Below are 26,950 nucleotides of genomic sequence, written 5' to 3' on the forward strand. Positions count from 1 at the left end.
TTAATTGTTTTATACACATAGTCTCATATAGCGCTCTATTCAACTATGTGCTATTTATTGATTGGTTAATATTTTATATTCTTGACTTAACGATAAAGCCTGCTATACCAAAGAACACCAACAACATAAACCCTCTTCCCAGCCATATCTGTGTCTGTTGCCACCATGATAGATTCAGGGGTACAGCTACGGGTATTCTTGTCTCCACTAGCTTTTGTTCTTTGATAAACTTATCCTTCCATTCGAAGAACAGTCGTTGAGCTTCTGACTCACAGTCCACGATTAGCTTATTATTTTGAAGCTGTACTTTTGGCGGTTGTAACACCTTGTTTTTACTGCGCTTTATATTCGCATCTTTCACAACTATTTTATTTCCTTGTACAGCTAATTCAGCCACATACTGACTCTTATCAGCAGGGATTATCAGTACTGTATCCCTCTTTACTTCTTCTACCGTTTGGGTTACCTGCTCAGTGGTGGTCGGTTGCATATTAATCGCTGTCTTGCGACTACCACAGCTCATCAATAGAAGTGCTAACAACAACACTAAAAAAACGAGCATATATCGATCATGCTTTTTCATATTCATATAGTTTTTTTGATTTTGTGATTGGGTAGACTGTATAACGTCACGAGTTACTAAACACGCTGATAAATCCTTTATTGATCGTTTGGACATGACGTTTCTTCTCAGCCACGATATACCCTTCTTTACTTGCTTGATCATTCGTATTCCCTTCTATAGTTGTGATGACATCACCATTCACAGCAATCACGATACCTGTATGACCTAATCCTTTTCCAAAGTCCATGATGAAGATATCTCCTACCTCAGGTTTCATAACACGAAGCTCTTTACTCGCATTCCATTGAGCTAAAACTCCTCCCGTTTTCTTTAAAGGATTTGACAGTTTATAATCAGTACACACCTCTTGTACACACCAGTACACAAAAGCCATACACCACGCATATCCCTCACCTAGTCCTACGCTGTTCAGATACTTTTTTACTCCAGGTCCTTTATTATTCTTGATAGGCCATTCCTGTACATGGAGTTGACTCTGAGCTTGTCTAACTAACTGTGTTCTCATTCTCTCTTGCCATTTAGCTGTTTATATTTCCTTAGTTCATCAATCAACTCCTTATTCTGTAGAGCCAATTTCTCTAGTTTCTGTTCTAGATTGATGATTACCTTCTTAGCAGCAGTTAGCTCATCGATAGCCTCACGGTGCAGATTAGACGTTTTATAAAGCTCATTGGTAGCTTCTTTTAATTTAATTCCTAAGTCATCTACTATATCCCTATAGTATTTTAGAGATTTCTCTACATTATCGAGCTCTGAGCTTTGTACCTCAGCTTTACTCTTACGTCTAGCCGCCCACCATGTCGCTAATGATGAAACGAAGCCCACTACCGTCGCTATTATTGTTTCATTCATTAGCACACTGGTTTTGGATTGGTTATACTTTAATTATCATATTTTCAATTATTTATATTGGATTATACATAAACAATAAAGGCATAGTTATCCTTGCTCGCTTTTTGACAGCAAGTTCACTTTACTCTAATTTTATTGGATTATAAATACTGTGATGAGATTGCTCTCGTCTGTAATGGAAAGAATATACTGATGGAAAGACATTGCACGTAGGCGCCTATTGTGCAAGTACTACTCCTATATTCCTAATTTTTATTTCTGCATTTCTACTCTACAAAGATCGCTCTTTTACTACCTTAACTCAACTTTCTGTTAAGTAACTGAACAACTCTGTTCAGTCTTTCGAAACACTCCTTATTTCTGCATTTCTACTCTACAAAGGTCGTTCTTTTACTACCCTAACTCAACTTTCTGTCAAGCAACTGAGCACTTCTGTTCAGTCTTAAGAAACACTCTTTATTTCTGCATTTCTACTCTACAAAGGTCGCTCTTTTACTACCCTAACTCAACTTTCTGTTAAGTAACTGAACACTTCTGCTCACTTCTTATAATCACTGTTGATAACCTGATTATTACTCTACAAAGATCGCTCTTTTACTACCCTAACTCAACTTTCTGTTAAGCAACTGAACACTTCTGTTCAATCTTTCAAAACACTTCTTATTTTTGTATTTCTACTCTACAAAGGTCGCTCTTTTACTACCTTAACTCAACTTTCTGTTAAGTAACTGAACAACTCTGTTCACTTCCTATAATCACTGTTGATAACCTGATTATTACGCTACAAAGATCTCACTTATCAACACCATAACCTATTTGTTGTCAAGAGACTGAACAACTCTATTCACATCTTATAAACACTGTTAATAACTCTAATCTAGGTCTTTCATGGTTGCCTCTATTTTTGCGAGTTCTTTATACACTGGCGTATTCAGCACTTCATATAGAGTCGTACGAGAGATAGGATACACAGGACAGATATATTTCTTCCATACCACCGTCACTGGGATGTCTTCGGTCTTGTATTGGTTATATAAATCCAAGATCAGTTTATATCTTCTCAACTTATTTAATTGACTACCTGCTACTCTTTTTGTCATAACTTTTATTTTTAATGATAAAACAACTTAATAATCGAAACTTTATTTATAATCACTTATTCCTTATCCACTACCTTCTATCTCTTAACCTAGCTATTTTTTCTTCTAACTCACTAGATATTTGATAAGGTTTTAGCTCTTCTTCTCCCCCTACGCTTAGGTGATACCCTCTCTCTTGGTTTATACAGATACGCTCTCCTGAGGTAAAGTATCCAGTACCATTAGTTCTGTATAAGGCGCTGTATAGATACAGTTCACGCTCTATGCTTTGTTTCTCTTTTAAAGTCAGAATAGCTGGTTCTCCTGCTTCAAATACGGTTGATGTACTCATCACTGCTTTCATAACAATTTATTTTTGGTATTGATATATCGAACAAGACATACCCAAAATATAAACATCGTTCGTATTATAAAGGAGATTTTTACTGCTTATCTAGAATATCTTACTTGCATCTGTCGAAGTATTCTACCGCTATTATTTCAGTTTATCCCTTTAAAATTAGCTACCTATGCTTTTTTTGACTAATTTTGTTCCTATTACTTTTACAAATATACAAACAAAGTTTCGATTATAAAAACAATTAGAAACAAAGTTTTTTAAATATCATTACTATTATGGATAGAATTCAACGCGTAAACGATGCCATCAAGTGGATTTTCTTTGAGGGATTAGCGAAGAACCAAACAGATCTAGCACAAAAACTAGGGTATACTAAGTCTTCTTTCTCTCAGATAGTAAATGGACGTGTAAACATCAGCGATAACTTTATAGAGAATCTAACCAAATTTGCCCTAAGCTTGAGCAAACATTGGTTACTAACAGGAGAAGGAAGTATGTTATTAACATCACATACATCTCCAGCGATACAAGAACTAACTGGAGATACTCCTACTCAGGAGCTATATAACTTCGAAGCGACTAATATCACGAAGGATACTGTACCAGAGATTATGTATAATAACCACGGAAACAAGTTTACCTTCTACCCTGATGGGCGTATCTATATAGAGGTACTGAAGATCCCTTCATCAGCTCATGCTTCTTATATTACCTGCTATCAGGATGACGCACAGCTTATACAAGAGTTTGACACAGTACAGTTCAGAGTAGATAAGTTTGGGCTTGGTCATTACAAGGCCTTTGATGTAGTAGGAGACTCTATGAATGGAGGGAACATAGAAGATACCCCTGATGGAGCAGAAGTACTAGGACGTGAAGTAGGACGTCACCTATGGGAAGGCGGTTTTAGAAACACGACTTATGGGTTTATCGTCATCACTAAGGATGCTACCTTCTTAAAAGACATTACGAACTATGACGAGAAAAAAGGTGTCATCACCTTATCTAGCCGTAATAAAATATACGAACCATTTGAATACCCTATTAATAGCGTATACCAAATATTCCACGTGATTAAACGTATTTTCTAGATAGATACATTACATAAAATAATAAAGCCCAAGCTTAAAATTAGACTTGGGCTTTTTTTATTCTTAATTTATAATGGCTAGTTACATTGAGTATCGTACTTATCTACTAATTGTTTTAATCCTTCTAGGCTAAACAAATCAATTCCTTCTAAATTAATTGATTCACATCCTAGATAAGCTTTAATAGCTGCTATAAGTTTATCTTGATCACTTCTAGTTGTCGCAAAACCATTCTTAACATCTTTTAATTTTATAGTATAAAACTTCTCTGTAGGGCTGTAGAATAATTCGAGTTTATTATTTCCATATATATGTTTAAAGAAAGTAGCCCCACTAGCTAATTTATTTAAAAATCCCATAGTCTTATTTGCAATATCATAATTAAATCCTTCATAGCGCTCTACTTTACCATCTTTAGCTAAAGTAACTTCAAACTTAACATTATCACTAGCCTTATAACTAGTTGACTTAAACTTACCTTTTGCATTTTCAGCATAAACGAAAACTTTATTACCATAGCTTGAAATATCAGCTATATTACCAGATCCACCAAAAATATCATTCTCCAGCATATCAGTATTATCAAAAGCGATAGAAATCTCACCCTCTACTCTCACACCTTTTCCATCGATTAAGAATCCTTTCTCTCTTCTAATATTTACATCATTTTCTTTAGCTATTCTCTTTTCTTCTGCTAACTTATCACTTAAAACTTTAATAGTTTCATCACTTACATTTTCAAAGTCAATACCATTAGCATACATAATAGCTAATAATTCTTGAGAAAAAGGTGTTTTTACACCATTATTAGACATCTGATATACTCTGAAACGTTGATTATCATAAGTAAATAACATATATGCAGGACTCTCAGCTCTATACAAATCCCCCATATTAATTTTTTCTTTAAAGCTTGACCAATATCCAATAGTTGTTTTTGTCTTTTTATTAAAGAATGCATAGATAGTCCCATTATCTTTGGTTGTCTTAAAAACCACATTCCCTATTTCCGTATTATCACTAAAAATCTTATTGTCAGCAGCTATTCTAATTTTCTTTTCTGCCATGATAGCAATCCCCTTATCAATAACAGCTTGTACTGAGTCATTAATCATATTAACTCTACTCATCACATCTTGTTTAGGTTCATCCATTAAAGCGTCTAAAACAGTATAGTCTATTCCTTTGTCATTAATCAACTTATATTGTCCTTTAGAAATTAATGCAAATAATACAGTCTCATTACCAAAAGCAAAAGATAAACTCTCAAAAGGTATATTATTACTCTTATTATTACGTAAGTCTGTCACATTCACTACATGAAATGAAGTAGCTACTCTAGTATTTACATTAATATCCTCCAACTTAAATACATTTTCTCCTTGAGGGTTCTTATATATATAGGTATTACTATCTACCTTCTCAATACTCGCTAAAGGATCAGTAGTTTTATCTACATAAACAACACTTTTCTTAATCACTAATTTCTGAGCAAAGACTCCTGCCATTGTCGCAAGTGATAGACACATTACAAGTAAATTTCTTTTCATATTAAAATATTTTAATGCAAATATAATAAAGAAAAATAAGTTTAATTAACATAACATTAATACTATTTATATTAAAAAAATTAACCTCATCATATTGATGAGGTTAATTACTCGCTAACATAATCTTATATAAGAATCACACTTAAGGTTTTACACGTATTAGGATAACACCTTCTCTTCCTTCTTCACCATATTTTTTGACTGCTGCATCTCCTTTAAATACATCCATTGACACCATTTTATCTGTGCGTATATTTTTTAGATCTTCAGCAGACTTCTTCACACCATTGATATACACTAATCCTTTATAGTCACTATTCTGTACTTGAGTCATATCCTTGATGACTTTTTCTTTATATTTTTTAGTTAAGGCTTCTACTCTAGCTTCATTCGCACGATCCTCATCTGTCATTAATGTAAAGCCAAACACACTACCATTACCCGTATAGCCAAGTTCGTCAGCTGCAGCTGCTCTACTATAAACACGTACACCTTTAGCACCATACTTCTCTACTAGCGCTTCTGCTTCATGTTTATTACTCTCATAATACAGCTTTCCGTTTACATAATACACAAACTCTCCTTTACTGCGTTTACCTGATTTAATGATAACTACATTCTCACCATCTATTACCGTATCTTCTGAAAAATCAATTTCAACTTTGTTTGCTTTAACTTTCCATTCTCTATTCTTCACTTCTGTTATTGCATTGGCTCGAGCTATCCCAGCTTTAGCTAGACTTTCTTCTCGTGTTTTTAAAGCGACTTTTCGTGCTTCTTCTGCTTTACTTAAGCTTTCTTTTTTTATCTTCTCTACTTTAGCCAGAATTTCTTTTCGTTCACGATCTGTTTTAGCTAAATTCACTTTTCTCATCTCCTCCGCCTTAGCTAGAATTACTTTTCTCTCTTCTAGTATCTCTTTACTTACGCGCTCCGCCTCTTCTCTTATACGCTCACTTTCATCCACTAGTCTAGACGCTTCCTCTCCTATTCTTATAGCTTCTTCCGCTATTGCTGCCATATCATCATGACTAGGAGCCTTCTTTTTACCAGATTGATCTAGTTGATCCTCTTCTACTTCAGTAGTCATACTTGTATACTCATCTAATAAAGTGTCTTCTACATGATCTTCTTCAAAAGCTGGACTCTCTATATACTTCGCTTTTACCTCTATCTGAAAGAGGAAAAAGAACCCTGCTAATACAGGAGTGATTAATAATAATTTTAAACGTTTCATATTAGTTGATTTTGGGTTGTTAAGCATTAATATACGCTTCTTCAGATCTGAAGAACCAAAAGTATTCACCACAGGTACACACGCTATCTTATTAGACTCGTATAGTACGAGTGCACGCTGATACGTATAACTATCCTCTCGTTTCGCAATCTCTTGATCTACGATATACTCTAGATTTAGGTTCACCTCTTTCTGTAGTAGTCGTATCATCGGATTGAACCAGAATACGTGTTTTAACCCCTCTAAGAAGATAAGATCTAAGCTGTGCTTCTGCTGTACGTGTACTTCCTCGTGGAGCAACACTACCTCTAGCTGGTTCAACTCTTCATAATCCTTTGGCAATACGATATAGTGTAGAAACGAATAAGCATCACTACTCGCTCTATCTACTCGTATATTCTGATGAATAGCCGTCTGAGGCATATTACTAATACGTCTAGTTAACTTGATCAGTTTATACCCAAACCACAAAAGGCTCAACAGCGTGATCGTTAAATAAAGATAAGATGTATACTGGTACACCTCATTCATCGTCCATAGACTCTTCTCCTGTACTAGTTCCACATCCTCCATCACATCCACAATCGGGAGAGGCATTGGCGCTAAGTTGATAGTTTCTACCTTCGTATAAGTAAGCAAAGGCAATATTAAACTCAAAAAAATACCACTTATAAAATACAATCGATTCGTCTTGACGTACGTCTCTTTCTGTAAAAACAGTTTATAGCATAAATACACTACCAGCAGTAGCCCATTTACCTTCAATATATATATAAGAATAGGTGTCATAATTCAGTTGATTGGTTGGTTGATAATCAAACTATTTTTTATTCTTTTCTATAATATCCATTAGTTCCTCTAGCTCTGTCTTAGATAATTTCTTATCCTTCACGAAGAAACTCACTAGATTACTAAACGAATTATCAAAGTACTTCTCCATGGTCTCTTCCATAAACATCTTTCGATAGTCTTCTTTCTTCACTAGAGGATAGTACTGATGTGACTTGCCATAAGCTTTATAAGACACGACCCCTTTTTCTTCTAATATACGGACTAGCGTAGAGAGTGTATTATAATGTGGCTTAGGCTCTGGCATGTGCTCTAGAATATCATTCACAAATCCCTTTTCTAACTTCCAAAGGATGCACATAATCTCTTCTTCTTTATTGGTCAATTTTTCCATAATCCTGATTTGATATACACAAACATATAACTATTTTATTAGTTATCAAACTAATTGTTTAGTTTTTAATTGAAATAATAAAGGTCAATAAGCTAATCTGAATAGCTAAACAGTCTTTATCCCTTATCAATAAAGCAATGCGCTCAATCTCTTCTTAATTTAGATTAAGTGTACTTGACTAAGTATCAATGTATTTTTGATACAGAAAATTAATTAAAATATAAATTACCATGAACAAGTTAACACGTATAAACGCAGACGACGTAGCATTTTTATTAATCGATCACCAAAGTGGATTATTCCAAACAGTAAAAGATATCGAAGTAGCTACACTTAGAGAAAATGTAAAAGTATTAGCAGAAATCGCAGCCGTGGAGAACATCCCAGTAATCACAACAGCATCTGAGCCAAAAGGACCTAATGGCCCACTAATGCCAGAGATTCACCAACTAGCTCCTCATGCACAATACATAGGGAGAAACGGAGAAGTAAACGCATGGGATACTAAGGAATTTGCAGATGCAGTAAGAGCTACAGGAAAGAAAAAACTAGTGATCGCAGGAGTATTGACAAGTGTATGTGTGGCTTTCCCAGCTATCTCAGCTGCGGCAGAAGGATTTGAAGTATTCGCTGTTATCGATGCTTCTGGTGATATGAGTCCAATGTCTACACAAGTAACGATGAATAGACTGATGATGGCTGGAGTAATTCCTATCACAACGACTGCTGTACTAAGTGAAATCCTAAAAACATGGAGACATAAAGATGCGGCTGTATACGCTAAGGGAATGTCTTCTGTAATGCCTAACTACCAAGCATTAATAGAAAGCTATGTGAAAGCACAAGAAGTAGCTTTAGAAAAATAATCATAAACCGAGTTCTATATAAAGGAGTGATGCTTATCACTCCTTTTTTTGTTTTCTAAATTTCTTGTCACTATGACCAACGTCTTATTTACTCTATATTATATATACTAGTAAACTCCCTCCTCATACGATATTCATTAACCTCAATAAAAAAGTAACATCTCCCAACCTATTAATCCCAACAAAACGATCAAAAGATAGTCTTTTTTATGTTTTTAGACAGGGTGGTCGGCTTGTGGTCGGCTTGTGCTGGGCATGTGCTCGGCTTAAAAACACCATAAATAAGCCGACCACTAGCCTAGCACATCGAAATCAAATCGGCATTAACTAAACCATAATGGCTTTATGTAAGTAAGAAAGTAAAAAGAAAATTAGGAGTAATGCCTTCTGTACAGCACACAGTACATCAAACATTACTAAACAAAAAAAGGCCTTACACAATGGTATACTGTGTAAGGCCTGCAACATAATTCTAACTAACTATGTATCTAATACAAATGTATACGTACAGATGTACTAGTACTGCAACTATTAAATCGCCAATACATATACGCTTAACGTTCTGTACTGTATCTAGTCTTATTATTCTAAATGCTAAGAAGGTTTTATAGCATTCAGTAGTTTATACATATCATTAGATCGTACATACGCAAAATGTCTATACATGATCTCTAGTTTCTCATTAAGAAATATAACAGCTGGATAAGCATTAGACTGAGCTAATTCTTTTGCTAACTCGTGCTGCTTTGCATGGACACCAATCTTTCTCAGCTCATAACGCTTTCCTTTATACTCTATAGCTTCCTCTTGTTCTGCATTAAAAGAGATGAAATAAAAGTCTTCATCTAACTTCTGCATCACTTTATCATTGTTCAACGTCTTCTTTTCCATCAGAGCACAATAGCTACACCAGTCTGTATGCATAAATACGACAACAGGTTTAGGATCAGTAGCCATCACTTGCTCTAACTCCGAAAACATTATCTCTTTGGGTTGAGCATAGAGCGCTAACCCAAAGAAATAACTAAACATGAAAAAAAAATAAAATCTCGTCATTCTGCTTATGTTCTAACTAAAAAATGTTATATCTCACTCCTAAGAATCCTCTTATCCCTTGTAATGGAGTATAACTATAATCGTTTGGTTCGAAGATTACATCATTTCTACCAGGAGGTGGTGCTACACCATTACCTGGCTCTCCGAATGGATCCCACCATCTAGAGATCGGGTCTTCTTTTGGTAGCGTGTTGAATAAGTTCTTCACTCCTCCGTATACTTCGAATCCGTTGTTAAACTTCTTAGTCACTTGGATATTTGCTAATACTGTCCATGGTGAGTACTCTGGTCTATAGTCATTCTCTACGCGTGGCAATCTCATCGGTCCTTTCCAGTCTGATGTTAAATCTGCAGTGAATCCACTACCGAAGTTATAACTTGCGATAAAGTTACCTGACCATTTAGGAGAGTGATATATTTGCTCTCGTACTCCATCCTCTTTTCTGAATACATCCATATAAGTAGCTCCTGCCATCAACTTCAGTGGGAAGTCAAATGTCACATCTACGTTAAGAGATACTCCTTTAGAGATAGCGTGCCCATCTAGGTTAGCATAGATAATCTTAGTCTGGTCTGTATCTGTATCTGCATCAATCTTATTCGTGAAATAAGTATAGAACCCGTTCAAATCGAAATTAAACACTCCGAAATTAGAAGGTACTTTCACTGTATAGTTGATATTAGCATTGTATGATTTCTCCGGGTCTAGTTTCTCAGCGAATACTACTTCTCTAGCTCCTGATAACGCTCTGTGATCTTCTGTGAAGACATTCACTACACGGAACCCTGTACCAAAACTTCCTCTTAAGGTATGGTGTGGATGAGGTGTGTACTTATATCCTACTCGTGGAGAGTGAATCCCCTTATGGGTCTTATCATAGTCAAAACGGTATCCTAATAATAATTTATTCTTTTTATTAAGCGTCCATTCATCTTGGATGAAGATACCTGGTATCGGTGTTTCTTCTGGTTGATTCTTTACTAATCCGTTTTCATCATAGATACCCGTAGCACGAGTATTGTCATCATAATAAGTGTACTTAAATGACGAACCTAGTAAAAGACTGTGGTTTCCTAAGGTCTTATCCCAATAAGCTTGAGCGAAAGCTACTTGTTGTTTCGCATCATAAGACTCTGGTCCATACATAGAATTCTGCTTGTGATAGATGTAAGAGAACTGTGTATAGATATTCTCTGTAGTCGGTAGCTGGTACATCCCTATCGCTTCGAAGCGGTTAGTGAAGATGCTCTCTGCATATACCTCTTCTCCTCCACGGTGTTGCTTGCGCTTCCAGTTAGTCTCTCCTCCCCATCTGTCTTCATATACATAGCGCAGTGCAAGACTAGCTACTTTATCATCCTTTCTCTTTAGAGATACTTTATTGAATAGAGATACTCTGTCTTGTTGTGTTACATCTGTAAAACCATCCCCGTTTTTATCTTTTCGTTCTCCGAACTTAAAGTAGTTCCCTCCGAAAAGTCCTTTTACTTTATTCCCTAGTTTATAACTAGCTCCTAAATCTATATTGTTTTCTAACCAAGTCGTGCTGAACGCATCTACGCTTAACTTCGCTGCGTGCTCTGGATCTTTAGTAATCACGTTGATAATACCACCCATCGCTTCTGTTCCGTATAGTGAAGAGGCTGGTCCCTTAACTACTTCTACTCTCTCGATCATATTCGTCGGGATACCGAATAGCCCGTATACAGTCGATAGAGAAGATACGATAGGCATACCATCGATCAGGATCATAGTATACGGCCCTTCCATACCATTGATATGGATGTCTCCCGTATTACATACATTACAGTTTAGCTGAGGTTGTACTCCGTTAATCATCTGTACAGCGTCAAATAAACTAGCAGTAGGATTCTTCTCAAAGAATGCTGGCGTATATATCTCTACAGGTACTACTGCTTCTGACTTTAGCACAGGCTTCAGTGTACCCGAGATAACGATCTCATCTAGATTAGCATCTTCTTTTAGGTCGAAAGATACTGTACTGGTCTGAGTTCCTTTTACAGTTACCTTTTTAGTCTGAGCTGCAAAACCTACGAAGTCTGCCTTCACAGTATAGGTTCCTTCTTTTACTGACTCGAAAGTAAAACCACCTTGCTCATCAGTGACTACTCCCTTATCTGTCCCTACTAAGGTAACTGTAGCATAAGAAAGCACAGTACCATTAGAAAGAACTTTTCCTTTGATATTTTGAGCATAGGAATTCAATGCAAAAAAGAGACAAAGAAAAATATTTATTGTTACAAGTTTAAAAATACTTTTACACATGGCTTTTAATTAAATTTAGGCAAAGCTAAAAATTAATTTGTAATTAAAAAAACACTAACTTTGTATTTAAACAAAAAAACAATCCATGCTTACCTATTCAGAAGAGAATTATTTAAAAACTATATTCCATTTATCACTAGGGCAAACTCAAGGAATTTCGACTAATGCTATTGCTGCAAAAATCGAAACTAAAGCCTCATCTGTGACAGATATGATAAAGAAGCTAAATGATAAGGAGCTGATTAAATATCAAAAGTATCAAGGAGTTACACTTACTCCTAAGGGAGTTATGGCTGCTAAGATGATCGTGAGAAAGCACAGACTATGGGAGGTATTCTTAGTGGATAAACTTGGATTTAATTGGGATGAAGTTCACGATGTCGCAGAAGAACTAGAACATATAAAGTCAGAGAAGTTAATTAACAAACTAGATGCATTTCTAGGATTCCCAACAGAAGATCCTCATGGAGACCCTATTCCTAACGAAAAAGGAGAAATAAAACAGATAGATAAGAAGTTATTATCTGAAGTAGAAGCTAATAAAGAAGTGGTATGCGTAGGGGTGAAAGATTCTTCTACAGAGTTCTTACAATACTTGGATAAACAGAAAATATCGTTAGGATCAAAACTAGAGATATTAGATATAGAGCCTTTTGATCAGTCGTACACCATCAGAGTAGATGACCATACGATCACTATCACCAAAAAAATAGCAAGTAATCTGTTCGTTAAAAAACAATAGACATAAAAAAAGCTTCTCTTTCGAGAAGCTTTTTACTTTATTATTTGTACGCTTTCATTACTTCATCTAACATAATGTTTAGAGAGATATACCCTCCTCCTGCTAGATACCATGCATTAGGATCTAGATAAACAATCTTTCCATTCTTATATGCATTAGTCTTTTGAATCAATGGGTTCTCTACTTCTTTCTTATCAGCATTTACATTTTCCATTACAGCACCTCTATCGATGATAAAGATAATATCAGGGTTGTGCTCTAGTACGAACTCACTAGATACTACATTACCGTGATCGCTTCCCCCCATTAGACCAGCAGCTGCAGACTTCACTCCTAGATCATTAAAGATATATCCATAGCGAGAGTCCTCTCCGAAGGCACTATAACTCTTATTGTTATACAGGATTAATAAAGCTTTAGCATCGCTCTTATTAATCACTTCTTTCATCTCAGCTACTTTTGTATCGATATTCTCGATCAATTTATCTGCCTTATCTTCTACTTGAAAGACAGAACCAATTGTTTTCAGATTGTCTTTTGTACTTGCTAAATAATTACTTCCTGATATTCCTAAAGAGATCGTAGGTGCTATTTTAGCGAACTCTGGATAGTCTTTATCAAACCAGTTACTCATAATGATCAGGTCTGGATCTACAGAACTTACTAACTCATAGTTAGGCTGCATAAAAGATCCTACGTTCACAATACTCTCATCATCTGCATATTTAGATAGGAAGTTAGGGCTGTATACCTTAGCCATTCCCTTAAATGGTATGCCTAATTCTGCCATATTCTCCATCGCTCCCACGTCGAACACAACTACATTCTCTAGTTTTTTATTAAAACTAACTGATCTACCCATGTTCTCTATCGTAATCGTCTCTTCAGAAGAAGCTTTAGTGTTTTCTTTCTTACAACCTACAAAAAGCATAGCTGCTAGTACTGTGCTAGTAATAACCTTAAAAGTCATTCTCATTATGTCTTTATTTAAATTAATTATAAATAACAAATATAGGGTTACTTGAGAAGAACTCCTCAAATTATTGTAACTTTTATTGCTAAAAATATCTTTTAGGACAAAAGACCTTCTATTCTATTTTGGATTTAATAATTTTGCACCACCAAACAACACACAAATTATGAAAACTTTATTTTCTCCTTTAAAACTAAGGGACAACACTTTACACAACAAAATCATTGTTTCACCTATGTGTCAGTATTCTGCAAAAGATGGTTTTGCGAGTGATTGGCACCTTGTACACTATGGTCAATTTGCGATAGGAAAAGCTGCTGCCATTGTACAAGAAGCGACTGCTGTGACTCCTGAAGGTAGAATAACCTATGCTGATTTAGGAATATGGTCTGATGAACATATAGTGAAACTAAAGCAGATAACGGAGTTTATAAAAAGTCAAGGTACTGTACCTGGTATACAGTTAGCCCATGCAGGAAGAAAGGCAAGCTGTGACAAGCCTTGGATAAATAGAGCACAGATAGCTCCCAATAATGAGAACGGGTGGCAAACTATAGCTCCATCAGCTATTGCCTTCAACGAAGCAGAAAACCTTCCGATAGCAATGGATACTGCAGAGATAAAGAGAATAATAGATGCTTTTAGACAAGGGGCTGAACGCGCTGTAAAAGCAGGCTATGAAATCATAGAGCTACACGGTGCTCATGGTTACTTACTACATCAGTTCTTATCTCCCTTAACCAATCTGCGTACAGATGAGTATGGAGGAACTTTTGAGAATAGAATCAGATTAGTCTTAGAAGTCATAGAGGCTGTTAAATCTGTCTTGACTACACAAAGTCTGTGGTTAAGAATATCAGCCACTGACTGGGCTGATGGAGGTTGGACTCTAGAAGAAAGTATAGAACTCGCTAAAATAGTATATGATAAAGGGGTAGAACTTATAGATGTGAGTACAGGAGGGCTAGTAAGACATCAACAAATAAAAGTTGAGGTTAATTATCAGGTTCCTTTTGCTGAAGCAATCAAACAACAGTCCAATATATTAGTAGGAACAGTAGGTCTAATCAAAACAGGACAACAGGCAGAAGATATCCTGAAGGCCAATCAAGCTGACTGTATCTTACTCGGTAGAGAATTTCTAAGAGATCCTCACTTCGTCATGAGAGCGGCTAATGAACTAGGTGTAAGTCTAGCATGGGCAAATCAATACGAAAGAGGAAAAGAAACATTATAATAGTACATAAAATCAAACTCAGTAAAACAACAATGAACAAAAGTTTAATAGCATTAGCTGTAGGTGGGCTAGCCATCGGAATGACAGAATTCTCAATGATGGGACTACTACCTGACATCGCTAAAGACTTACAAATAAGCATACCTAAAGCGGGTAACTTCATCTCTACTTATGCATTAGGGGTAGTAGTAGGGGCTCCATTATTGGTCATGTCTTCTAATAAATATGCTCCTCATAAAGTATTGATAGCATTAATGGTGATGTTCTCATTCTTTCACTTACTATTCGTATTGTCTCCAAGTTATACAACATTAATTATTTCTCGTTTTATGTCAGGACTTCCTCATGGAGCATTCTTTGGGGTAGGGTCTGTGGTAGCAACACGATTAGCTCAAAAAGGAAAAGAGGCTCAAGCAGTAGCCATCATGTTCGCAGGGCTTACTACCGCTAATCTAGTAGGAGTGCCATTGAGTACCTACATCGGACAAGAGTATTCATGGAGAACAGCCTATATGTTAATCGCTTCTTTAGGAATCGTATCTGCTATCACTATCGCATTTTGGATACCTAAGTTAGAAGCAGACAAAGAGACAAATCTAAAGAAACAAACCGCTTTCTTTAAAACACCTATTGCATGGGTATTGGTAGCCTTAATCTCTATAGGTACAGGAGGACTATTTGCTTGGATCAGTTATATCGCACCGATGATGACTAATATCGCTTTAATATCAGAAGCAAAAATACCTTTAGTCATGACCCTAGTAGGGTTAGGTATGTTCTTAGGAAACTTCGTAGGAGGAAAATTAGCCGATACCTTCCCGCCTGCTAAAGCCGTTATTTTCTCTTTCTGTGCAATGGCAACTTGTTTAATTATTGTATATTACACAGTACATATTCAATGGATGGCTTATGCGATGTCTCTTATCACTGGATTAGTTGCTTTCACAATCGGTTCTCCTTTACAGATGTTATTAATCAACAATGCGAAAGGTTCTGAAATGTTAGCTGCTTCAGCTGGACAAGCATCCTTCAATATTGGTAATGCATTAGGAGCCTCATTAGGAGGACTACCTATCACCATGGGGTTAGGATACAACTCTCCTGAATGGGTAGGGGCAGGATTAGCACTATGTGGGGCGATATTGGCTTATGTATTTATCAAAATAAAAAAAAGGGAAATAGCTTAAAAATAGATATTTATAAAATCTAAGACATATTGTTTTGGCTTTTATTCTATCATTCATAATAAGTTTATAAATTTGTAGGAAATAATTTTTAGCAATGTACAGAACGCATAATTGCGGAGCCTTAAGAGCTTCGGATATAAATACAGAAGTTACCCTATCAGGATGGGTAAGCAAGCATCGCGATAAAGGTTTTATGATTTGGGTTGATTTACGTGACCGTTACGGGATTACACAATTAATCTTTGATGCAGAGAGAACTGATAAAGCAGTATTCGAAGCAGCTAAAAACCTAGGACGAGAGTTTGTAATTCAAGTAAAAGGACAAGTAATCGAACGCGCTTCTAAAAACCCAAATATCCCTACTGGAGATATTGAGATTTTAGTAGATACGCTAACAGTATTAAACGAATCTGCTGTTCCTCCATTTACTATCGAAGATGATACTGATGGTGGAGAAGATATCCGTATGAAATACCGTTACTTAGATATCCGTAGAAATCCAGTGAAGAACAATTTATTGTTTAGACACAAGGTAGCTCAAGAGGTAAGAAATTATCTTTCTGCTCAAGATTTCTGTGAGGTAGAAACTCCTTACTTAATTAGCTCTACTCCTGAAGGAGCACGTGACTTCGTAGTGCCTTCTCGTATGAATGCTGGAGAATTCTACGCTTTACCACAATCACCACAAACATTCAAACAGCTGTTAATGGTAGGTGGTATGGATAGATACTTCCAAATAGTAAAGTGTTTCCGTGACGAGGATTTACGTGCTGATAGACAGCCTGAGTTTACTCAGATAGACTGTGAAATGGCATTCGTAAACCAAGAAGATGTTATGGATACATTCGAAGGAATGACTAGACATTTATTAAAATCAGTTCATGGAATTGAAGTTGATAAGTTCCCTCGTATGACTTTCGAAGAAGCAATGCGCAAATATGGTAATGACAAACCAGATATCCGTTTTGGGATGGAGTTCGGTGAGTTAAATGCTGTAGCTCAACATAAAGAATTCGGTGTATTTAATAGTGCAGAGTTAGTAGTAGGTATCGCTGTACCTGGTGCTGCTTCATACACTCGTAAAGAGATAGATGCTCTTATTGATTGGGTAAAACGCCCACAAGTAGGTGCTTCTGGTATGGTGTACTGTAAATGTGAAGCTGATGGATCATATAAATCTTCTGTAGATAAATTCTATGATCAAGAAGATCTTAAGCAATGGGCTGAGGTGACAGGTGCTAAAGCTGGTGACTTAATCTTAGTACTTTCAGGTCCTGCGAATAAAACAAGAGCTCAATTAAGTGCTCTACGTATGGAATTAGGTAATCGTATGGGATTAAGAAAGTCTGATGAGTTCGCACCATTATGGGTTATCGACTTCCCTCTATTCGAATATGATGAAGAAGCTGGACGTTACTTCGCTATGCACCACCCATTTACTTCACCTAAAGTAGAAGATATTCCATTATTAGATACTGACCCAGGTAAAGTACGTGCTAATGCTTATGATATGGTATTAAACGGTAACGAAATCGGAGGAGGTTCTATTCGTATTCACGATAAGGCTACTCAAGAGTTAATGTTTAAACACCTTGGATTTAGCAAAGAAGAAGCTGAAAAACAATTTGGTTTCTTAATGAATGCATTCCAATATGGAGCACCACCTCATGGAGGTTTAGCTTTTGGTTTAGATAGATTAGTAGCTATCTTAGGGGGTCAAGAGACGATTAGAGACTTCATCGCATTCCCTAAAAACAACTCTGGTAGAGATGTAATGATTGACGCTCCGTCAACTATCACTCCAGAACAATTAGAAGAATTACATATCAACGTGGTAAAACCACAGGTATAATGATAAAAAAAGGAGTTACTCAATGAGTAACTCCTTTTTTACTTTATAAGCTCTACTTAATCTACTTTCCGTTATAAGTATTCATAGCATTATTCAATCCTCCCAAAGCAAACTCTTGTACGGCTTTAGAAGCCATTTTAAGACGCTCTGGCAACTGTTCTTTCTCTTTCTCATCCCATACCCCTAAAACATAATCAACTTGCTGTCCTTTCTTAAATTCATCGCTGATACCAAATCTAAAACGAGGATATGCAGCAGAGTTTAAAGTACCTTGAATACTTTTTAATCCATTGTGTCCGCCATCAGATCCTTTTGGTTTGATTCTTATTGTTCCAAAAGCAAGATTTAAATCATCTGTAATCACTAAAATATTCTCTACTGGTATCTTTTCTTTCTCCATCCAATACTGAACTGCCTTACCACTTAAATTCATATATGTATTAGGCTTTAATAATAAAAGTGTTCTTCCTTTTATCTTTACTTCAGCTAAGCTTCCTAATTTCACAGTTTGCCAATCACCTCCAAGCTCATTAGCTATTTCGTCTACAACTTTAAAACCGATATTATGACGTGTGTTGATATACTCAGCACCAATATTCCCAAGTCCTATAATTAAAAATTTCTTCATCCTTCTATTAATGACATAATTAATTGCGTTACAAAAGTACATTAAAGCAAAGAAGTAACCTTATTTTAAGGCACAAAAAAAGCACCTGTGTAAACACAGGTGCTTCTAATAAATATCTTCTCAAAAGAATTATTTTTTCTTTGGAGTAGCTTTTGCTGCTTTTGCTGCTTCTTGAGCTGCTTTCATAGCTGCACGAGAAATTCTTACTTGACAGATTACAGTGTTATCAGTGTGTAACAATTTGTAATTGTTAACAGGTACATCAGTAACATATAATTTGTTCCCCATTTCTAAGTTAGAAATGTTTACTTCTACGAAGTCAGGTAAGTTAGCTGGTAAAGCCTTAACTTTTAATTTACGTAAGTTTAGGTTTAATACCCCTCCAGCCATTACTCCTTTAGAGTTTCCAGTGATTTTAACTGGTACGTCTAATGTAATTTCTTTATCGTCATGTAATTGATAGAAATCGATGTGTAAGATTTTATCGCTTACTGGGTGGAATTGGATATCTTGTAAGATAGCGTTGAATTTTTTTCCACCTTCCAACTCAATTACCACTGTGTGTACGTTTGGAGTGTAAACTAAATTTTTGAATGCTTTTTCTTCAGCAGAAAAATGCACAGCTGCTTCAGTTCCTCCGTATAACACGCAAGGTACCATTCCAGCATTACGTAAGGCTTTAGTTGATACTTTACCTACGCTTTCTCTTTCAGATCCTTTAATCGTAATTGATTTCATTTAAATATATTTAAAAAATTAATAAATTCTAAACTACAAAAGTCTTACTAATAGACTCGTTAGCATGTACATTGTGCATTACTTCTGCAAATAATGGAGCACAACTTAATACTCTTATTTTATCACAAGGCTTCTTCAGAGGAATTGAATCTGTAACGATTAATTCTTGAATAGCTGATTGTTCTATTTTCTCATAAGCACTTCCTGATAAAATAGCATGTGTGCATATAGCTCTAACACTTAATGCTCCACGCTCCATCATCATATCAGCTGCTTTAGCTAAAGTACCTCCTGTATCAATCATATCGTCAACTAAGATTACGTTACGTCCTGTAACATCTCCTATTAACTCCATTTTATCTATAACATTAGCTTGCTTACGTTGTTTATAACAAATTACTACATCTGATTCTAAGAACTTAGAATAAGCATATGCTCTCTTAGATCCTCCCATATCAGGAGACGCAATTGTTAAATTATCAAGTTTCAAACTTTTTACATACGGTAAAAAGATTGTAGATGCATATAAATGATCCACTGGTTTTTCAAAGAATCCTTGGATTTGATCAGCATGTAAATCCATTGTCATGATACGTGTTGCCCCTGCTGATTCAAGCAATTTAGCAACTAATTTCGCTCCAATCGGAACCCTTGGTTTGTCCTTTCTATCCTGTCTAGCCCATCCAAAATAAGGAATTACAGCTGTAATATGTCTTGCTGATGCACGTTTAGCAGCATCACACATTAGTAACAATTCCATCAGATTATCTGATGACGGAAATGTAGAACATACTAAGAAAACTCTTCGTCCTCTAATTGATTCTTCAAAAGAAGGTTGAAACTCTCCATCACTGTAATGTGATAGAGTTACTTTTCCTAATTCTACTCCGTATGCTTTTGCAATTTTCTCAGCAAGCTCAACGCTCTGAGCACATGCAAAAATCTTAGCGTCTGGTTCGAAATATGACATTATATAATTAGTTGTTATGTTGCGAGTTAGAGCTTAACTGTTTTTATTAAGCGGTGCAAATTTATAAAATATAAATTGAGAAAACGATTTTTTTTATATTTTTTCTTTGTACCTAATTTTTTTTATCTACATTTGCACTCACAAACAATAAGTCATCAGCCCGGATGGCGGAATTGGTAGACGCGCACGACTCAAACTCGTGTTCTTCGGAGTGTGGGTTCGATTCCCACTCCGGGCACAAAAAAAGCCTAACTCATTGAGTTAGGCTTTTTTAATTTATATAATTTATTTAACATCATCAGCTGAAGGTCCATACATTCCTGGAATAGCTACATCTAATAAACGCAAATAAACTGATAATTGTCCTCTATGGTGATAAATATGGTTATTTACAATAAATCGATTAGCTCCAACCTTTGGCATAGCAACGATTATATGATCTCCTGACTTTAACTTCCATTCAGACATCCACTTTTCCTCATCAAACATATTTAAAGCTGATATAACAGCCTTTTCATACTTGTCTAAAAGAACCAACAACTCTTCTGTAGTTTGTGCTTCTAAAGGCTTGTAATCTATTTGAAAATCCAAACTATCCTTTGTTAGGATATTCTCAGTCCAAATTGTTAATTCTACAATATGCTTTGCCAAATCACCTAAGTTCATAGACTTTTCATGAGGCTTCCAGCCCCATTTATCATTAGGTACACAAGCTACTATCTTCTTTGTACTATTTAACTCATGTCCTAACTCTAACAAATAACTCTTAGTTATACTCATAATTTTTATTTTAAATATACGACTATTACAAATAGATTTTACTGTACCAACTGTTAAATATGCAATCACTTACTATTAGTCGATAATAAATCAATTTGCTATCTCGAAGCTTATTTTACAAGCTACTAACATTAAAAACCAATAATGATTTATTAAATTTGAGGTTACATAAATTTAATATGATAGTACTTAAAGAAAGACTAATGTAAAATAGCATGAAAAAATTACAACTTCAAGAAATAGAAAGGGTAAAATCTATCTCTGAAAAAGACTTTATTGAAAAATATTTTAAAAAACAGATTCCTGTTGTAATAGAAAACTTAACTGAAGATTGGCTTGCTTACGAAAAATGGCGCTTAAATTATATAAAGGAAATAGCAGGTGAAAAAATAATACCACTATATGATGATAGACCTGTTTCTCATAAAGATGGTTTTAATGAAGCACATGCAACAATGAAGATGGCTGATTACATAGAACTACTTGAAAAAGGCCCAACAAATTATAGAATCTTTCTATATAATATAATGAAAGAAGTTCCAAGTCTTAAGAGTGATTTTAAATGGCCAAAACTAGGACTTCGTCTAGTAAAACAACTTCCAATGTTATTTTTTGGAGGAACAAACTCAAAAGTCTTCATGCATTTTGATATTGATTATTCTAATATATTACATTTCAATTTTAATGGAGAAAAGCAATGTATGCTATTTTCACCAGACCAAACAAAATATATGTATAAAATACCGCATGCATTAATATCCAGAGAAGACATTGATTTTGACAATCCTGATTTTGATAAATGGCCTGCTTTAAAATATGCAAAAGGATATATCTGTAATCTAAAACATGGAGAAATGCTTTATATGCCTGAAGGTTATTGGCACTATATGAAATACCTTACGCCAAGTATATCTATGAGTCTAAGAGCATTCCCTTCTAAATATAGTAACCTTGGAAAAGCAATCTATAATATTACTGTAATGAGATATTTTGATAACTTCATGAGAAGATTAAAAGGACAGGATTGGATTGATTATAAAAATAAAAAAGCTATAATCAATACTCATAAAAGCCTAGGAATAAAGTAAATTGAAAAAGAACAAAAATATGTCCATAACACTAGAACAAGCAAAAAGTAAATTAGAACATTTTTGTGCTTATCAAGACAGATGTCATACTGAAGTTATATCCAAATTATACAATTTAAAAGTTTCCTCTGATCTACACGATGAAATACTAGTTTATTTAATTAACAATAAATTTCTAAACGAAGAACGCTTTGCTCGTAGTTTTGCAAGAGGTAAACATAGAATCAGTGGATGGGGAAAAAATAGAATACTTGGAGAACTTAAAATCAGAAAAATATCAGCTAACCTAATAAAAATAGCACTAACTGAAATAGATGATAATATGTACTTCGAAACCCTAAATAAACTAGCTGAACAACGTTGGCAATCATTAACAGATCAAGACATAAATAAAAAAACACAAAAACTAATTGGGTTCCTACATAGAAAAGGATATGAAATGGAATACATACTCGATAAAGTAAATGATCTTCAAAAAGAATAAGAGCCTATTAGGGCTCTTTTTTATAGTCTTAGAACAAGTTTTAAAAGTTGTTATAAACAACGATACTTTTTCCAGTAAAACGTTTATAAGTACAAAATACACCTACCTATATAAACAAAAAAATCCCCAACCTCATACGAGATTGGGGATTCTATAAAGAAAGGCGGCGACATACTCTCCCACTGGTTAGCAGTACCATCTGCGCTAGCGGGCTTAACTTCTCTGTTCGAAATGGATAGAGGTGAGCCCCGCTGCAATAACCACCTTAAATCGGTTGTTACTTTAACGTAACTAATATTTTTAACTATATTGATATTATAACTTAACTATACTTTAGAAAGTTGCCCTCCCCTTGTATTTAAACAAGGGGAGATTCACATAAGCTTACGGGTTATTAGTACTACTCGACTTTGACATTACTGTCTTTACATCTATAGCCTATCAACGTTGTAATCTCCAACGACCCTTTAAAGAAATCTCATCTTGTGGTGGGTTTCGCACTTATATGCTTTCAGCGCTTATCCCTTCCCAACGTAGCTACTCTGCGATGCCCCTGGCGAGACAACAGATGCACTAGAGGTTGGTCCAATTCGGTCCTCTCGTACTAGAATCAGATCCACTCAAATTTCTAACGCCCACAGTAGATAGAGACCGAACTGTCTCACGACGTTCTGAACCCAGCTCGCGTGCCACTTTAATGGGCGAACAGCCCAACCCTTGGGACCTTCTCCAGCCCCAGGATGTGACGAGCCGACATCGAGGTGCCAAACCCCCCCGTCGATATGAGCTCTTGGGGGAGATCAGCCTGTTATCCCCGGCGTACCTTTTATCCTTTGAGCGATGGCCCTTCCATGCGGAACCACCGGATCACTATGCTCTACTTTCGTACCTGTTCGACTTGTTAGTCTTTCAGTCAAGCTCCCTTATACCATTGCACTCTACGCACGGTTACCAAGCGTGCTGAGGGAACCTTTAGAAGCCTCCGTTACTCTTTTGGAGGCGACCACCCCAGTCAAACTACCCACCAAGCAATGTCCTCCCCAATAAGGGAGTTAGATCTCAAATAAGCAAAGGGTGGTATTTCAACAATGACTCCACAACGCCTAGCGACGCCATTTCACAGTCTCCCACCTATCCTACACATCACTTATCCAAGAACAATACTAAGCTATAGTAAAGGTGCACAGGGTCTTTTCGTCCCACTGCGGGTAATCGGCATCTTCACCGATACTACAATTTCACCGAGCTCATGGCTGAGACAGTGTCCAGATCGTTACACCATTCGTGCAGGTCGGAACTTACCCGACAAGGAATTTCGCTACCTTAGGACCGTTATAGTTACGGCCGCCGTTTACTGGGGCTTCAATTCAATGCTTCTCCGAAGATAACATCTCCTCTTAACCTTCCAGCACCGGGCAGGTGTCAGGCCCTATACGTCATCTTACGATTTTGCAGAGCCCTGTGTTTTTGATAAACAGTCGCCTGGACCTTTTCACTGCGGCCAGCTTGCGCTGGCGACCTTTCTCCCGAAGTTACAGGTCTATTTTGCCTAGTTCCTTAGCCATGAATCTCTCGAGCGCCTTAGGATACTCTCCTCGACTACCTGTGTCGGTTTACGGTACGGGTACTAATAATCTAAGTTTAGAAGCTTTTCTTGACAGCCCTTAGGCACACTATCTCGTTGTCCGAAGACTCAAAGTACTATCGCATTTCTCCAAGTTCGACGCATTTTACTATCAAACCTATAGGTACGTGCTTCAACGAACTATTCCGTCAGTTCGCGGTGCTTTCATCACTGTGTCACTCCATCACAATTATCAGTAGTACGGGAATATTAACCCGTTGGCCATCGACGTCCCCCTTCGGGTGTGCCTTAGGTCCCGACTAACCCTCAGCTGATTAGCATAGCTGAGGAAACCTTAGTCTTACGGCGGGGGTGTTTCTCGCACCCCTTATCGTTACTTATGCCTACATTTTCTTTTCTAAAAGCTCCAGCAATTCTCACAAATCACCTTCTGCGCCGTTAGAATGCTCCCCTACCACTCACGCAACTAAATGCGCAAATCCATAGCTTCGGTAGTATACTTATGCCCGATTATTATCCATGCTCGATCGCTCGACTAGTGAGCTGTTACGCACTCTTTAAATGAATGGCTGCTTCCAAGCCAACATCCTAGCTGTCTGGGCAATCAAACCGCGTTTTTTCAACTTAGCATACATTTGGGGACCTTAGCTGATGGTCTGGGTTCTTTCCCTCTCGGACATGGACCTTAGCACCCATGCCCTCACTGATGATTATCATTACTTAGCATTCGGAGTTTGTCAGGAATTGGTAGGCGGTGAAGCCCCCGCATCCAATCAGTAGCTCTACCTCTAAGTAACTATCGATCATCGCTGCACCTAAATGCATTTCGGGGAGTACGAGCTATTTCCGAGTTTGATTGGCCTTTCACCCCTACCCACAGGTCATCCGAAAACTTTTCAGCGTTAAACGGTTCGGTCCTCCATTTAGTGTTACCTAAACTTCAACCTGCCCATGGGTAGATCACACGGTTTCGCGTCTACCACTACTGACTAAAGCGCCCTATTAAGACTCGCTTTCGCTACGGATCCATGACTTAATCACTTATCCTTGCCAGCAACGGTAACTCGTAGGCTCATTATGCAAAAGGCACGCCGTCACCCCACTAAGGGGCTCCGACCGCTTGTAGGCGTATGGTTTCAGGATCTGTTTCACTCCGTTATTCACGGTTCTTTTCACCTTTCCCTCACGGTACTGGTTCACTATCGGTCTCTCAGGAGTATTTAGCCTTAGCGGATGGTCCCGCCAGTTTCAATCAGGGTTTCACGTGCCCCGACCTACTCAGGATACCACTATTCTTATCTTCTCTTACTTATACGGGACTATCACCCTCTTTGGTTTACCTTTCCAGGTAATTCTAATTAAATCCGCAAGAAATCTCGTGGTCCTACAACCCCAAAATTGCCGTAACAACTTTGGTTTGGGCTTTTCCGCGTTCGCTCGCCACTACTTACGGAATCACTTTTGTTTTCTTCTCCTCCGCCTACTTAGATGTTTCAGTTCAGCGGGTTCGCCTCCATATTGGATAGTATGTCTTCAACATACTGGGTTGCCCCATTCGGATATCTACGGATCAATTCGTGTGTGCCAATCCCCGTAGCTTTTCGCAGCTTATCACGTCCTTCTTCGCCTCTGAGAGCCTAGGCATTCCCCATACGCCCTTATTTTGCTTATGTGCTTACAATTCTTTCGAATCGTACTTTCTATATATTTCTATATATTTCTATATCTTTTTTATTCTTTCTAACTGTTTTGTTAGTTAAGTTTTATCAATATGTCAATGAACTTGTGGACTTCTGTCCTAGTGGAGAATATCGGAGTCGAACCGATGACCTCCTGCGTGCAAGGCAGGCGCTCTAGCCAGCTGAGCTAATCCCCCGTATCTAGTGTTTGGTTAACAGCTTACAGTTAACAGTAACTTTTGGGCGGTTAGTTTAACCTCTAGTATTTCCTTATCGAATTAGTAAATTAGTAGTCCCGGGCAGACTCGAACTGCCGACCCCTACATTATCAGTGTAGTACTCTAACCAGCTGAGCTACGAGACTCTGTATTACTTAATTCTTTTTTTCTATTTTTGGTATTAACAGCGAGAGCAAAGTATCATACTTCTATAATTATTCTCTAGAAAGGAGGTGTTCCAGCCGCACCTTCCGGTACGGCTACCTTGTTACGACTTAGCCCTAGTTACTAGTTTTACCCTAGGCAGCTCCTTGCGGTCACCGACTTCAGGTACCCCCAGCTTCCATGGCTTGACGGGCGGTGTGTACAAGGCCCGGGAACGTATTCACCGGATCATGGCTGATATCCGATTACTAGCGATTCCAGCTTCATAGAGTCGAGTTGCAGACTCCAATCCGAACTGAGACAAGCTTTGGAGATTCGCATCCTGTTGCCAGGTAGCTGCTTTCTGTACTTGCCATTGTAGCACGTGTGTAGCCCAGGACGTAAGGGCCGTGATGATTTGACGTCATCCCCACCTTCCTCACGGTTTGCACCGGCAGTCTTGCTAGAGTCCCCGCCTTAACGCGCTGGTAACTAAC

The 26,950-nt window shown here is 37.0% G+C and carries 23 protein-coding genes, 3 tRNA genes and 3 rRNA genes (1 of these 29 only partly in view); 9 read left to right on the plus strand and 20 right to left on the minus strand.

Annotation, left to right across the window (positions count from 1 at the left end; genetic code table 11):
- Nucleotides 1–73: 73 nt before the first annotated feature.
- From BK054_RS04630 to BK054_RS04650, 5 genes are all read right to left on the minus strand, one after another.
- Nucleotides 74–583, minus strand: coding sequence for a hypothetical protein (locus BK054_RS04630; protein ID WP_232234341.1), 510 nt, complete (start codon nt 581–583; stop codon nt 74–76).
- A gap of 46 nt (nt 584–629) precedes the next feature.
- Nucleotides 630–1,091 (minus strand): CHAP domain-containing protein, encoded by a 462-nt coding sequence (locus tag BK054_RS04635; RefSeq protein ID WP_006266700.1) that lies wholly within the window; start codon nt 1,089–1,091, stop codon nt 630–632.
- Entirely contained in the window at nt 1,088–1,438 is a 351-nt protein-coding gene (locus BK054_RS04640; RefSeq protein ID WP_006259913.1) for a hypothetical protein, read from the minus strand. Before BK054_RS04640 ends, BK054_RS04635 begins: the two co-directional genes overlap by 4 nt.
- An 872-nt stretch (nt 1,439–2,310) precedes the next feature.
- Nucleotides 2,311–2,538 carry a hypothetical protein gene (locus BK054_RS04645; RefSeq protein WP_006259916.1) on the minus strand — a complete coding sequence of 76 codons (228 nt, stop codon included), beginning with the start codon at nt 2,536–2,538 and terminating at the stop codon, nt 2,311–2,313.
- Between the two features lie 70 nt (nt 2,539–2,608).
- Complete coding sequence (locus BK054_RS04650; RefSeq protein WP_006259917.1) at nt 2,609–2,881, minus strand: hypothetical protein; 273 nt, start codon at nt 2,879–2,881, stop codon at nt 2,609–2,611.
- Between the two features lie 272 nt (nt 2,882–3,153).
- On the opposite strand from BK054_RS04650, the gene BK054_RS04655 reads away from it, so the two are divergent.
- Complete coding sequence (locus tag BK054_RS04655; protein ID WP_006259918.1) at nt 3,154–3,969, plus strand: XRE family transcriptional regulator; 816 nt, start codon at nt 3,154–3,156, stop codon at nt 3,967–3,969.
- Between the two features lie 77 nt (nt 3,970–4,046).
- Here the strand turns inward: BK054_RS04655 and BK054_RS04660 are convergent, their stop codons facing one another.
- The 3 genes from BK054_RS04660 to BK054_RS04670 form a co-directional block, all read right to left on the minus strand.
- Complete coding sequence (locus BK054_RS04660; RefSeq protein ID WP_071306987.1) at nt 4,047–5,519, minus strand: hypothetical protein; 1,473 nt, start codon at nt 5,517–5,519, stop codon at nt 4,047–4,049.
- A gap of 142 nt (nt 5,520–5,661) precedes the next feature.
- Nucleotides 5,662–7,413: a M56 family metallopeptidase gene (locus BK054_RS04665; RefSeq protein WP_232234342.1), complete on the minus strand. Its 1,752-nt coding sequence runs from the start codon at nt 7,411–7,413 to the stop codon at nt 5,662–5,664.
- Nucleotides 7,414–7,576: 163 nt separating this feature from the next.
- Nucleotides 7,577–7,939, minus strand: coding sequence for a BlaI/MecI/CopY family transcriptional regulator (locus BK054_RS04670; protein ID WP_006259921.1), 363 nt, complete (start codon nt 7,937–7,939; stop codon nt 7,577–7,579).
- Between the two features lie 230 nt (nt 7,940–8,169).
- Here BK054_RS04670 and BK054_RS04675 point away from each other — a divergent pair, with 230 nt between their 5' ends.
- Entirely contained in the window at nt 8,170–8,805 is a 636-nt protein-coding gene (locus BK054_RS04675; protein ID WP_071306989.1) for an isochorismatase family protein, read from the plus strand.
- Nucleotides 8,806–9,399: 594 nt separating this feature from the next.
- Here the strand turns inward: BK054_RS04675 and BK054_RS04680 are convergent.
- Together BK054_RS04680 and BK054_RS04685 are read right to left on the minus strand one after the other, a co-directional pair.
- Complete coding sequence (locus tag BK054_RS04680; protein WP_071306990.1) at nt 9,400–9,861, minus strand: thioredoxin family protein; 462 nt, start codon at nt 9,859–9,861, stop codon at nt 9,400–9,402.
- A 16-nt stretch (nt 9,862–9,877) separates the two neighbouring features.
- Nucleotides 9,878–12,148 carry a TonB-dependent receptor gene (locus BK054_RS04685; RefSeq protein WP_071306991.1) on the minus strand — a complete coding sequence of 757 codons (2,271 nt, stop codon included), beginning with the start codon at nt 12,146–12,148 and terminating at the stop codon, nt 9,878–9,880.
- Nucleotides 12,149–12,233: 85 nt separating this feature from the next.
- Here BK054_RS04685 and BK054_RS04690 point away from each other — a divergent pair, with 85 nt between their 5' ends.
- Nucleotides 12,234–12,890 (plus strand): metal-dependent transcriptional regulator, encoded by a 657-nt coding sequence (locus tag BK054_RS04690; RefSeq protein WP_006262412.1) that lies wholly within the window; start codon nt 12,234–12,236, stop codon nt 12,888–12,890.
- Nucleotides 12,891–12,930: 40 nt separating this feature from the next.
- Here the strand turns inward: BK054_RS04690 and BK054_RS04695 are convergent, their stop codons facing one another.
- Nucleotides 12,931–13,860, minus strand: a complete 930-nt coding sequence (locus tag BK054_RS04695) for a siderophore ABC transporter substrate-binding protein (protein WP_071307629.1) — start codon at nt 13,858–13,860, stop codon at nt 12,931–12,933.
- A gap of 169 nt (nt 13,861–14,029) precedes the next feature.
- On the opposite strand from BK054_RS04695, the gene BK054_RS04700 reads away from it, so the two are divergent.
- The 3 genes from BK054_RS04700 to aspS all read left to right on the plus strand — a co-directional run bounded on the left by BK054_RS04700 (nt 14,030) and on the right by aspS (nt 18,139).
- Nucleotides 14,030–15,100, plus strand: coding sequence for an NADH:flavin oxidoreductase/NADH oxidase (locus BK054_RS04700; protein ID WP_006262414.1), 1,071 nt, complete (start codon nt 14,030–14,032; stop codon nt 15,098–15,100).
- A gap of 32 nt (nt 15,101–15,132) precedes the next feature.
- On the plus strand, nt 15,133–16,287 hold the full coding sequence (locus BK054_RS04705; RefSeq protein ID WP_071306992.1) for an MFS transporter: 1,155 nt from the start codon (nt 15,133–15,135) through the stop codon (nt 16,285–16,287).
- A gap of 94 nt (nt 16,288–16,381) precedes the next feature.
- The gene (gene aspS, locus BK054_RS04710) at nt 16,382–18,139 is read left to right on the plus strand and encodes an aspartate--tRNA ligase (protein WP_071306993.1); all 1,758 of its coding nucleotides are present in this window, start codon (nt 16,382–16,384) and stop codon (nt 18,137–18,139) included.
- A gap of 61 nt (nt 18,140–18,200) precedes the next feature.
- Here the strand turns inward: aspS and pth are convergent, their stop codons facing one another.
- The 3 genes from pth to BK054_RS04725 form a co-directional block, all read right to left on the minus strand.
- On the minus strand, nt 18,201–18,767 hold the full coding sequence (gene pth / locus BK054_RS04715) for an aminoacyl-tRNA hydrolase (RefSeq protein ID WP_006259930.1): 567 nt from the start codon (nt 18,765–18,767) through the stop codon (nt 18,201–18,203).
- 129 nt (nt 18,768–18,896) lie between these two features.
- Complete coding sequence (locus tag BK054_RS04720; protein WP_006259931.1) at nt 18,897–19,505, minus strand: 50S ribosomal protein L25/general stress protein Ctc; 609 nt, start codon at nt 19,503–19,505, stop codon at nt 18,897–18,899.
- 28 nt (nt 19,506–19,533) lie between these two features.
- Nucleotides 19,534–20,475, minus strand: coding sequence for a ribose-phosphate pyrophosphokinase (locus BK054_RS04725; RefSeq protein WP_006259932.1), 942 nt, complete (start codon nt 20,473–20,475; stop codon nt 19,534–19,536).
- 158 nt (nt 20,476–20,633) lie between these two features.
- On the opposite strand from BK054_RS04725, the gene BK054_RS04730 reads away from it, so the two are divergent.
- Nucleotides 20,634–20,713 (plus strand) — tRNA-Leu (locus tag BK054_RS04730).
- Nucleotides 20,714–20,760: 47 nt separating this feature from the next.
- Here the strand turns inward: BK054_RS04730 and BK054_RS04735 are convergent.
- Nucleotides 20,761–21,255, minus strand: a complete 495-nt coding sequence (locus BK054_RS04735; protein WP_006259933.1) for a DinB family protein — start codon at nt 21,253–21,255, stop codon at nt 20,761–20,763.
- Nucleotides 21,256–21,470: 215 nt separating this feature from the next.
- Between BK054_RS04735 and BK054_RS04740 the strand changes: the two genes are divergently transcribed.
- Nucleotides 21,471–22,343: a cupin-like domain-containing protein gene (locus BK054_RS04740; RefSeq protein WP_006266691.1), complete on the plus strand. Its 873-nt coding sequence runs from the start codon at nt 21,471–21,473 to the stop codon at nt 22,341–22,343.
- Nucleotides 22,344–22,362: 19 nt separating this feature from the next.
- On the plus strand, nt 22,363–22,827 hold the full coding sequence (locus BK054_RS04745; protein ID WP_006262419.1) for a regulatory protein RecX: 465 nt from the start codon (nt 22,363–22,365) through the stop codon (nt 22,825–22,827).
- 158 nt (nt 22,828–22,985) lie between these two features.
- Here the strand turns inward: BK054_RS04745 and rrf are convergent.
- From rrf to BK054_RS04770, 5 genes are all read right to left on the minus strand, one after another.
- Nucleotides 22,986–23,095 (minus strand): 5S ribosomal RNA (gene rrf / locus BK054_RS04750).
- A gap of 106 nt (nt 23,096–23,201) precedes the next feature.
- A 23S ribosomal RNA gene (locus BK054_RS04755) occupies nt 23,202–26,085 on the minus strand.
- A 129-nt stretch (nt 26,086–26,214) separates the two neighbouring features.
- A tRNA-Ala gene (locus tag BK054_RS04760) sits at nt 26,215–26,288 on the minus strand.
- 93 nt (nt 26,289–26,381) lie between these two features.
- Nucleotides 26,382–26,455: transfer RNA gene (locus BK054_RS04765), tRNA-Ile, on the minus strand.
- A gap of 80 nt (nt 26,456–26,535) precedes the next feature.
- A 16S ribosomal RNA gene (locus BK054_RS04770) occupies nt 26,536–26,950 on the minus strand (it continues 1,103 nt past the right edge of the window).
- The 16S, 23S and 5S rRNA genes sit together here with 2 tRNA genes alongside, the layout of an rRNA operon.

It is taken from the genome of Myroides sp. ZB35 (assembly GCF_001865835.1).
Lineage (GTDB): Bacteria > Bacteroidota > Bacteroidia > Flavobacteriales > Flavobacteriaceae > Flavobacterium > Flavobacterium odoratimimum.

What these genes read in the sequence shown, in the direction of transcription:
- BK054_RS04630 (WP_232234341.1), bottom strand. Translation starts at nt 583, where the DNA reads ATGAAAAAGCATGATCGATATATGCTCGTTTTTTTAGTGTTGTTGTTA.
- BK054_RS04635 (WP_006266700.1), bottom strand. Translation starts at nt 1,091, where the DNA reads ATGAGAACACAGTTAGTTAGACAAGCTCAGAGTCAACTCCATGTACAG.
- BK054_RS04640 (WP_006259913.1), bottom strand. Translation starts at nt 1,438, where the DNA reads ATGAATGAAACAATAATAGCGACGGTAGTGGGCTTCGTTTCATCATTA.
- BK054_RS04645 (WP_006259916.1), bottom strand. Translation starts at nt 2,538, where the DNA reads ATGACAAAAAGAGTAGCAGGTAGTCAATTAAATAAGTTGAGAAGATAT.
- BK054_RS04650 (WP_006259917.1), bottom strand. Translation starts at nt 2,881, where the DNA reads ATGAAAGCAGTGATGAGTACATCAACCGTATTTGAAGCAGGAGAACCA.
- BK054_RS04655 (WP_006259918.1), top strand. Translation starts at nt 3,154, where the DNA reads ATGGATAGAATTCAACGCGTAAACGATGCCATCAAGTGGATTTTCTTT.
- BK054_RS04660 (WP_071306987.1), bottom strand. Translation starts at nt 5,519, where the DNA reads ATGAAAAGAAATTTACTTGTAATGTGTCTATCACTTGCGACAATGGCA.
- BK054_RS04670 (WP_006259921.1), bottom strand. Translation starts at nt 7,939, where the DNA reads ATGGAAAAATTGACCAATAAAGAAGAAGAGATTATGTGCATCCTTTGG.
- BK054_RS04675 (WP_071306989.1), top strand. Translation starts at nt 8,170, where the DNA reads ATGAACAAGTTAACACGTATAAACGCAGACGACGTAGCATTTTTATTA.
- BK054_RS04680 (WP_071306990.1), bottom strand. Translation starts at nt 9,861, where the DNA reads ATGACGAGATTTTATTTTTTTTTCATGTTTAGTTATTTCTTTGGGTTA.
- BK054_RS04685 (WP_071306991.1), bottom strand. Translation starts at nt 12,148, where the DNA reads ATGTGTAAAAGTATTTTTAAACTTGTAACAATAAATATTTTTCTTTGT.
- BK054_RS04690 (WP_006262412.1), top strand. Translation starts at nt 12,234, where the DNA reads ATGCTTACCTATTCAGAAGAGAATTATTTAAAAACTATATTCCATTTA.
- BK054_RS04695 (WP_071307629.1), bottom strand. Translation starts at nt 13,860, where the DNA reads ATGACTTTTAAGGTTATTACTAGCACAGTACTAGCAGCTATGCTTTTT.
- BK054_RS04700 (WP_006262414.1), top strand. Translation starts at nt 14,030, where the DNA reads ATGAAAACTTTATTTTCTCCTTTAAAACTAAGGGACAACACTTTACAC.
- BK054_RS04705 (WP_071306992.1), top strand. Translation starts at nt 15,133, where the DNA reads ATGAACAAAAGTTTAATAGCATTAGCTGTAGGTGGGCTAGCCATCGGA.
- aspS (WP_071306993.1), top strand. Translation starts at nt 16,382, where the DNA reads ATGTACAGAACGCATAATTGCGGAGCCTTAAGAGCTTCGGATATAAAT.
- pth (WP_006259930.1), bottom strand. Translation starts at nt 18,767, where the DNA reads ATGAAGAAATTTTTAATTATAGGACTTGGGAATATTGGTGCTGAGTAT.
- BK054_RS04720 (WP_006259931.1), bottom strand. Translation starts at nt 19,505, where the DNA reads ATGAAATCAATTACGATTAAAGGATCTGAAAGAGAAAGCGTAGGTAAA.
- BK054_RS04725 (WP_006259932.1), bottom strand. Translation starts at nt 20,475, where the DNA reads ATGTCATATTTCGAACCAGACGCTAAGATTTTTGCATGTGCTCAGAGC.
- BK054_RS04735 (WP_006259933.1), bottom strand. Translation starts at nt 21,255, where the DNA reads ATGAGTATAACTAAGAGTTATTTGTTAGAGTTAGGACATGAGTTAAAT.
- BK054_RS04740 (WP_006266691.1), top strand. Translation starts at nt 21,471, where the DNA reads ATGAAAAAATTACAACTTCAAGAAATAGAAAGGGTAAAATCTATCTCT.
- BK054_RS04745 (WP_006262419.1), top strand. Translation starts at nt 22,363, where the DNA reads ATGTCCATAACACTAGAACAAGCAAAAAGTAAATTAGAACATTTTTGT.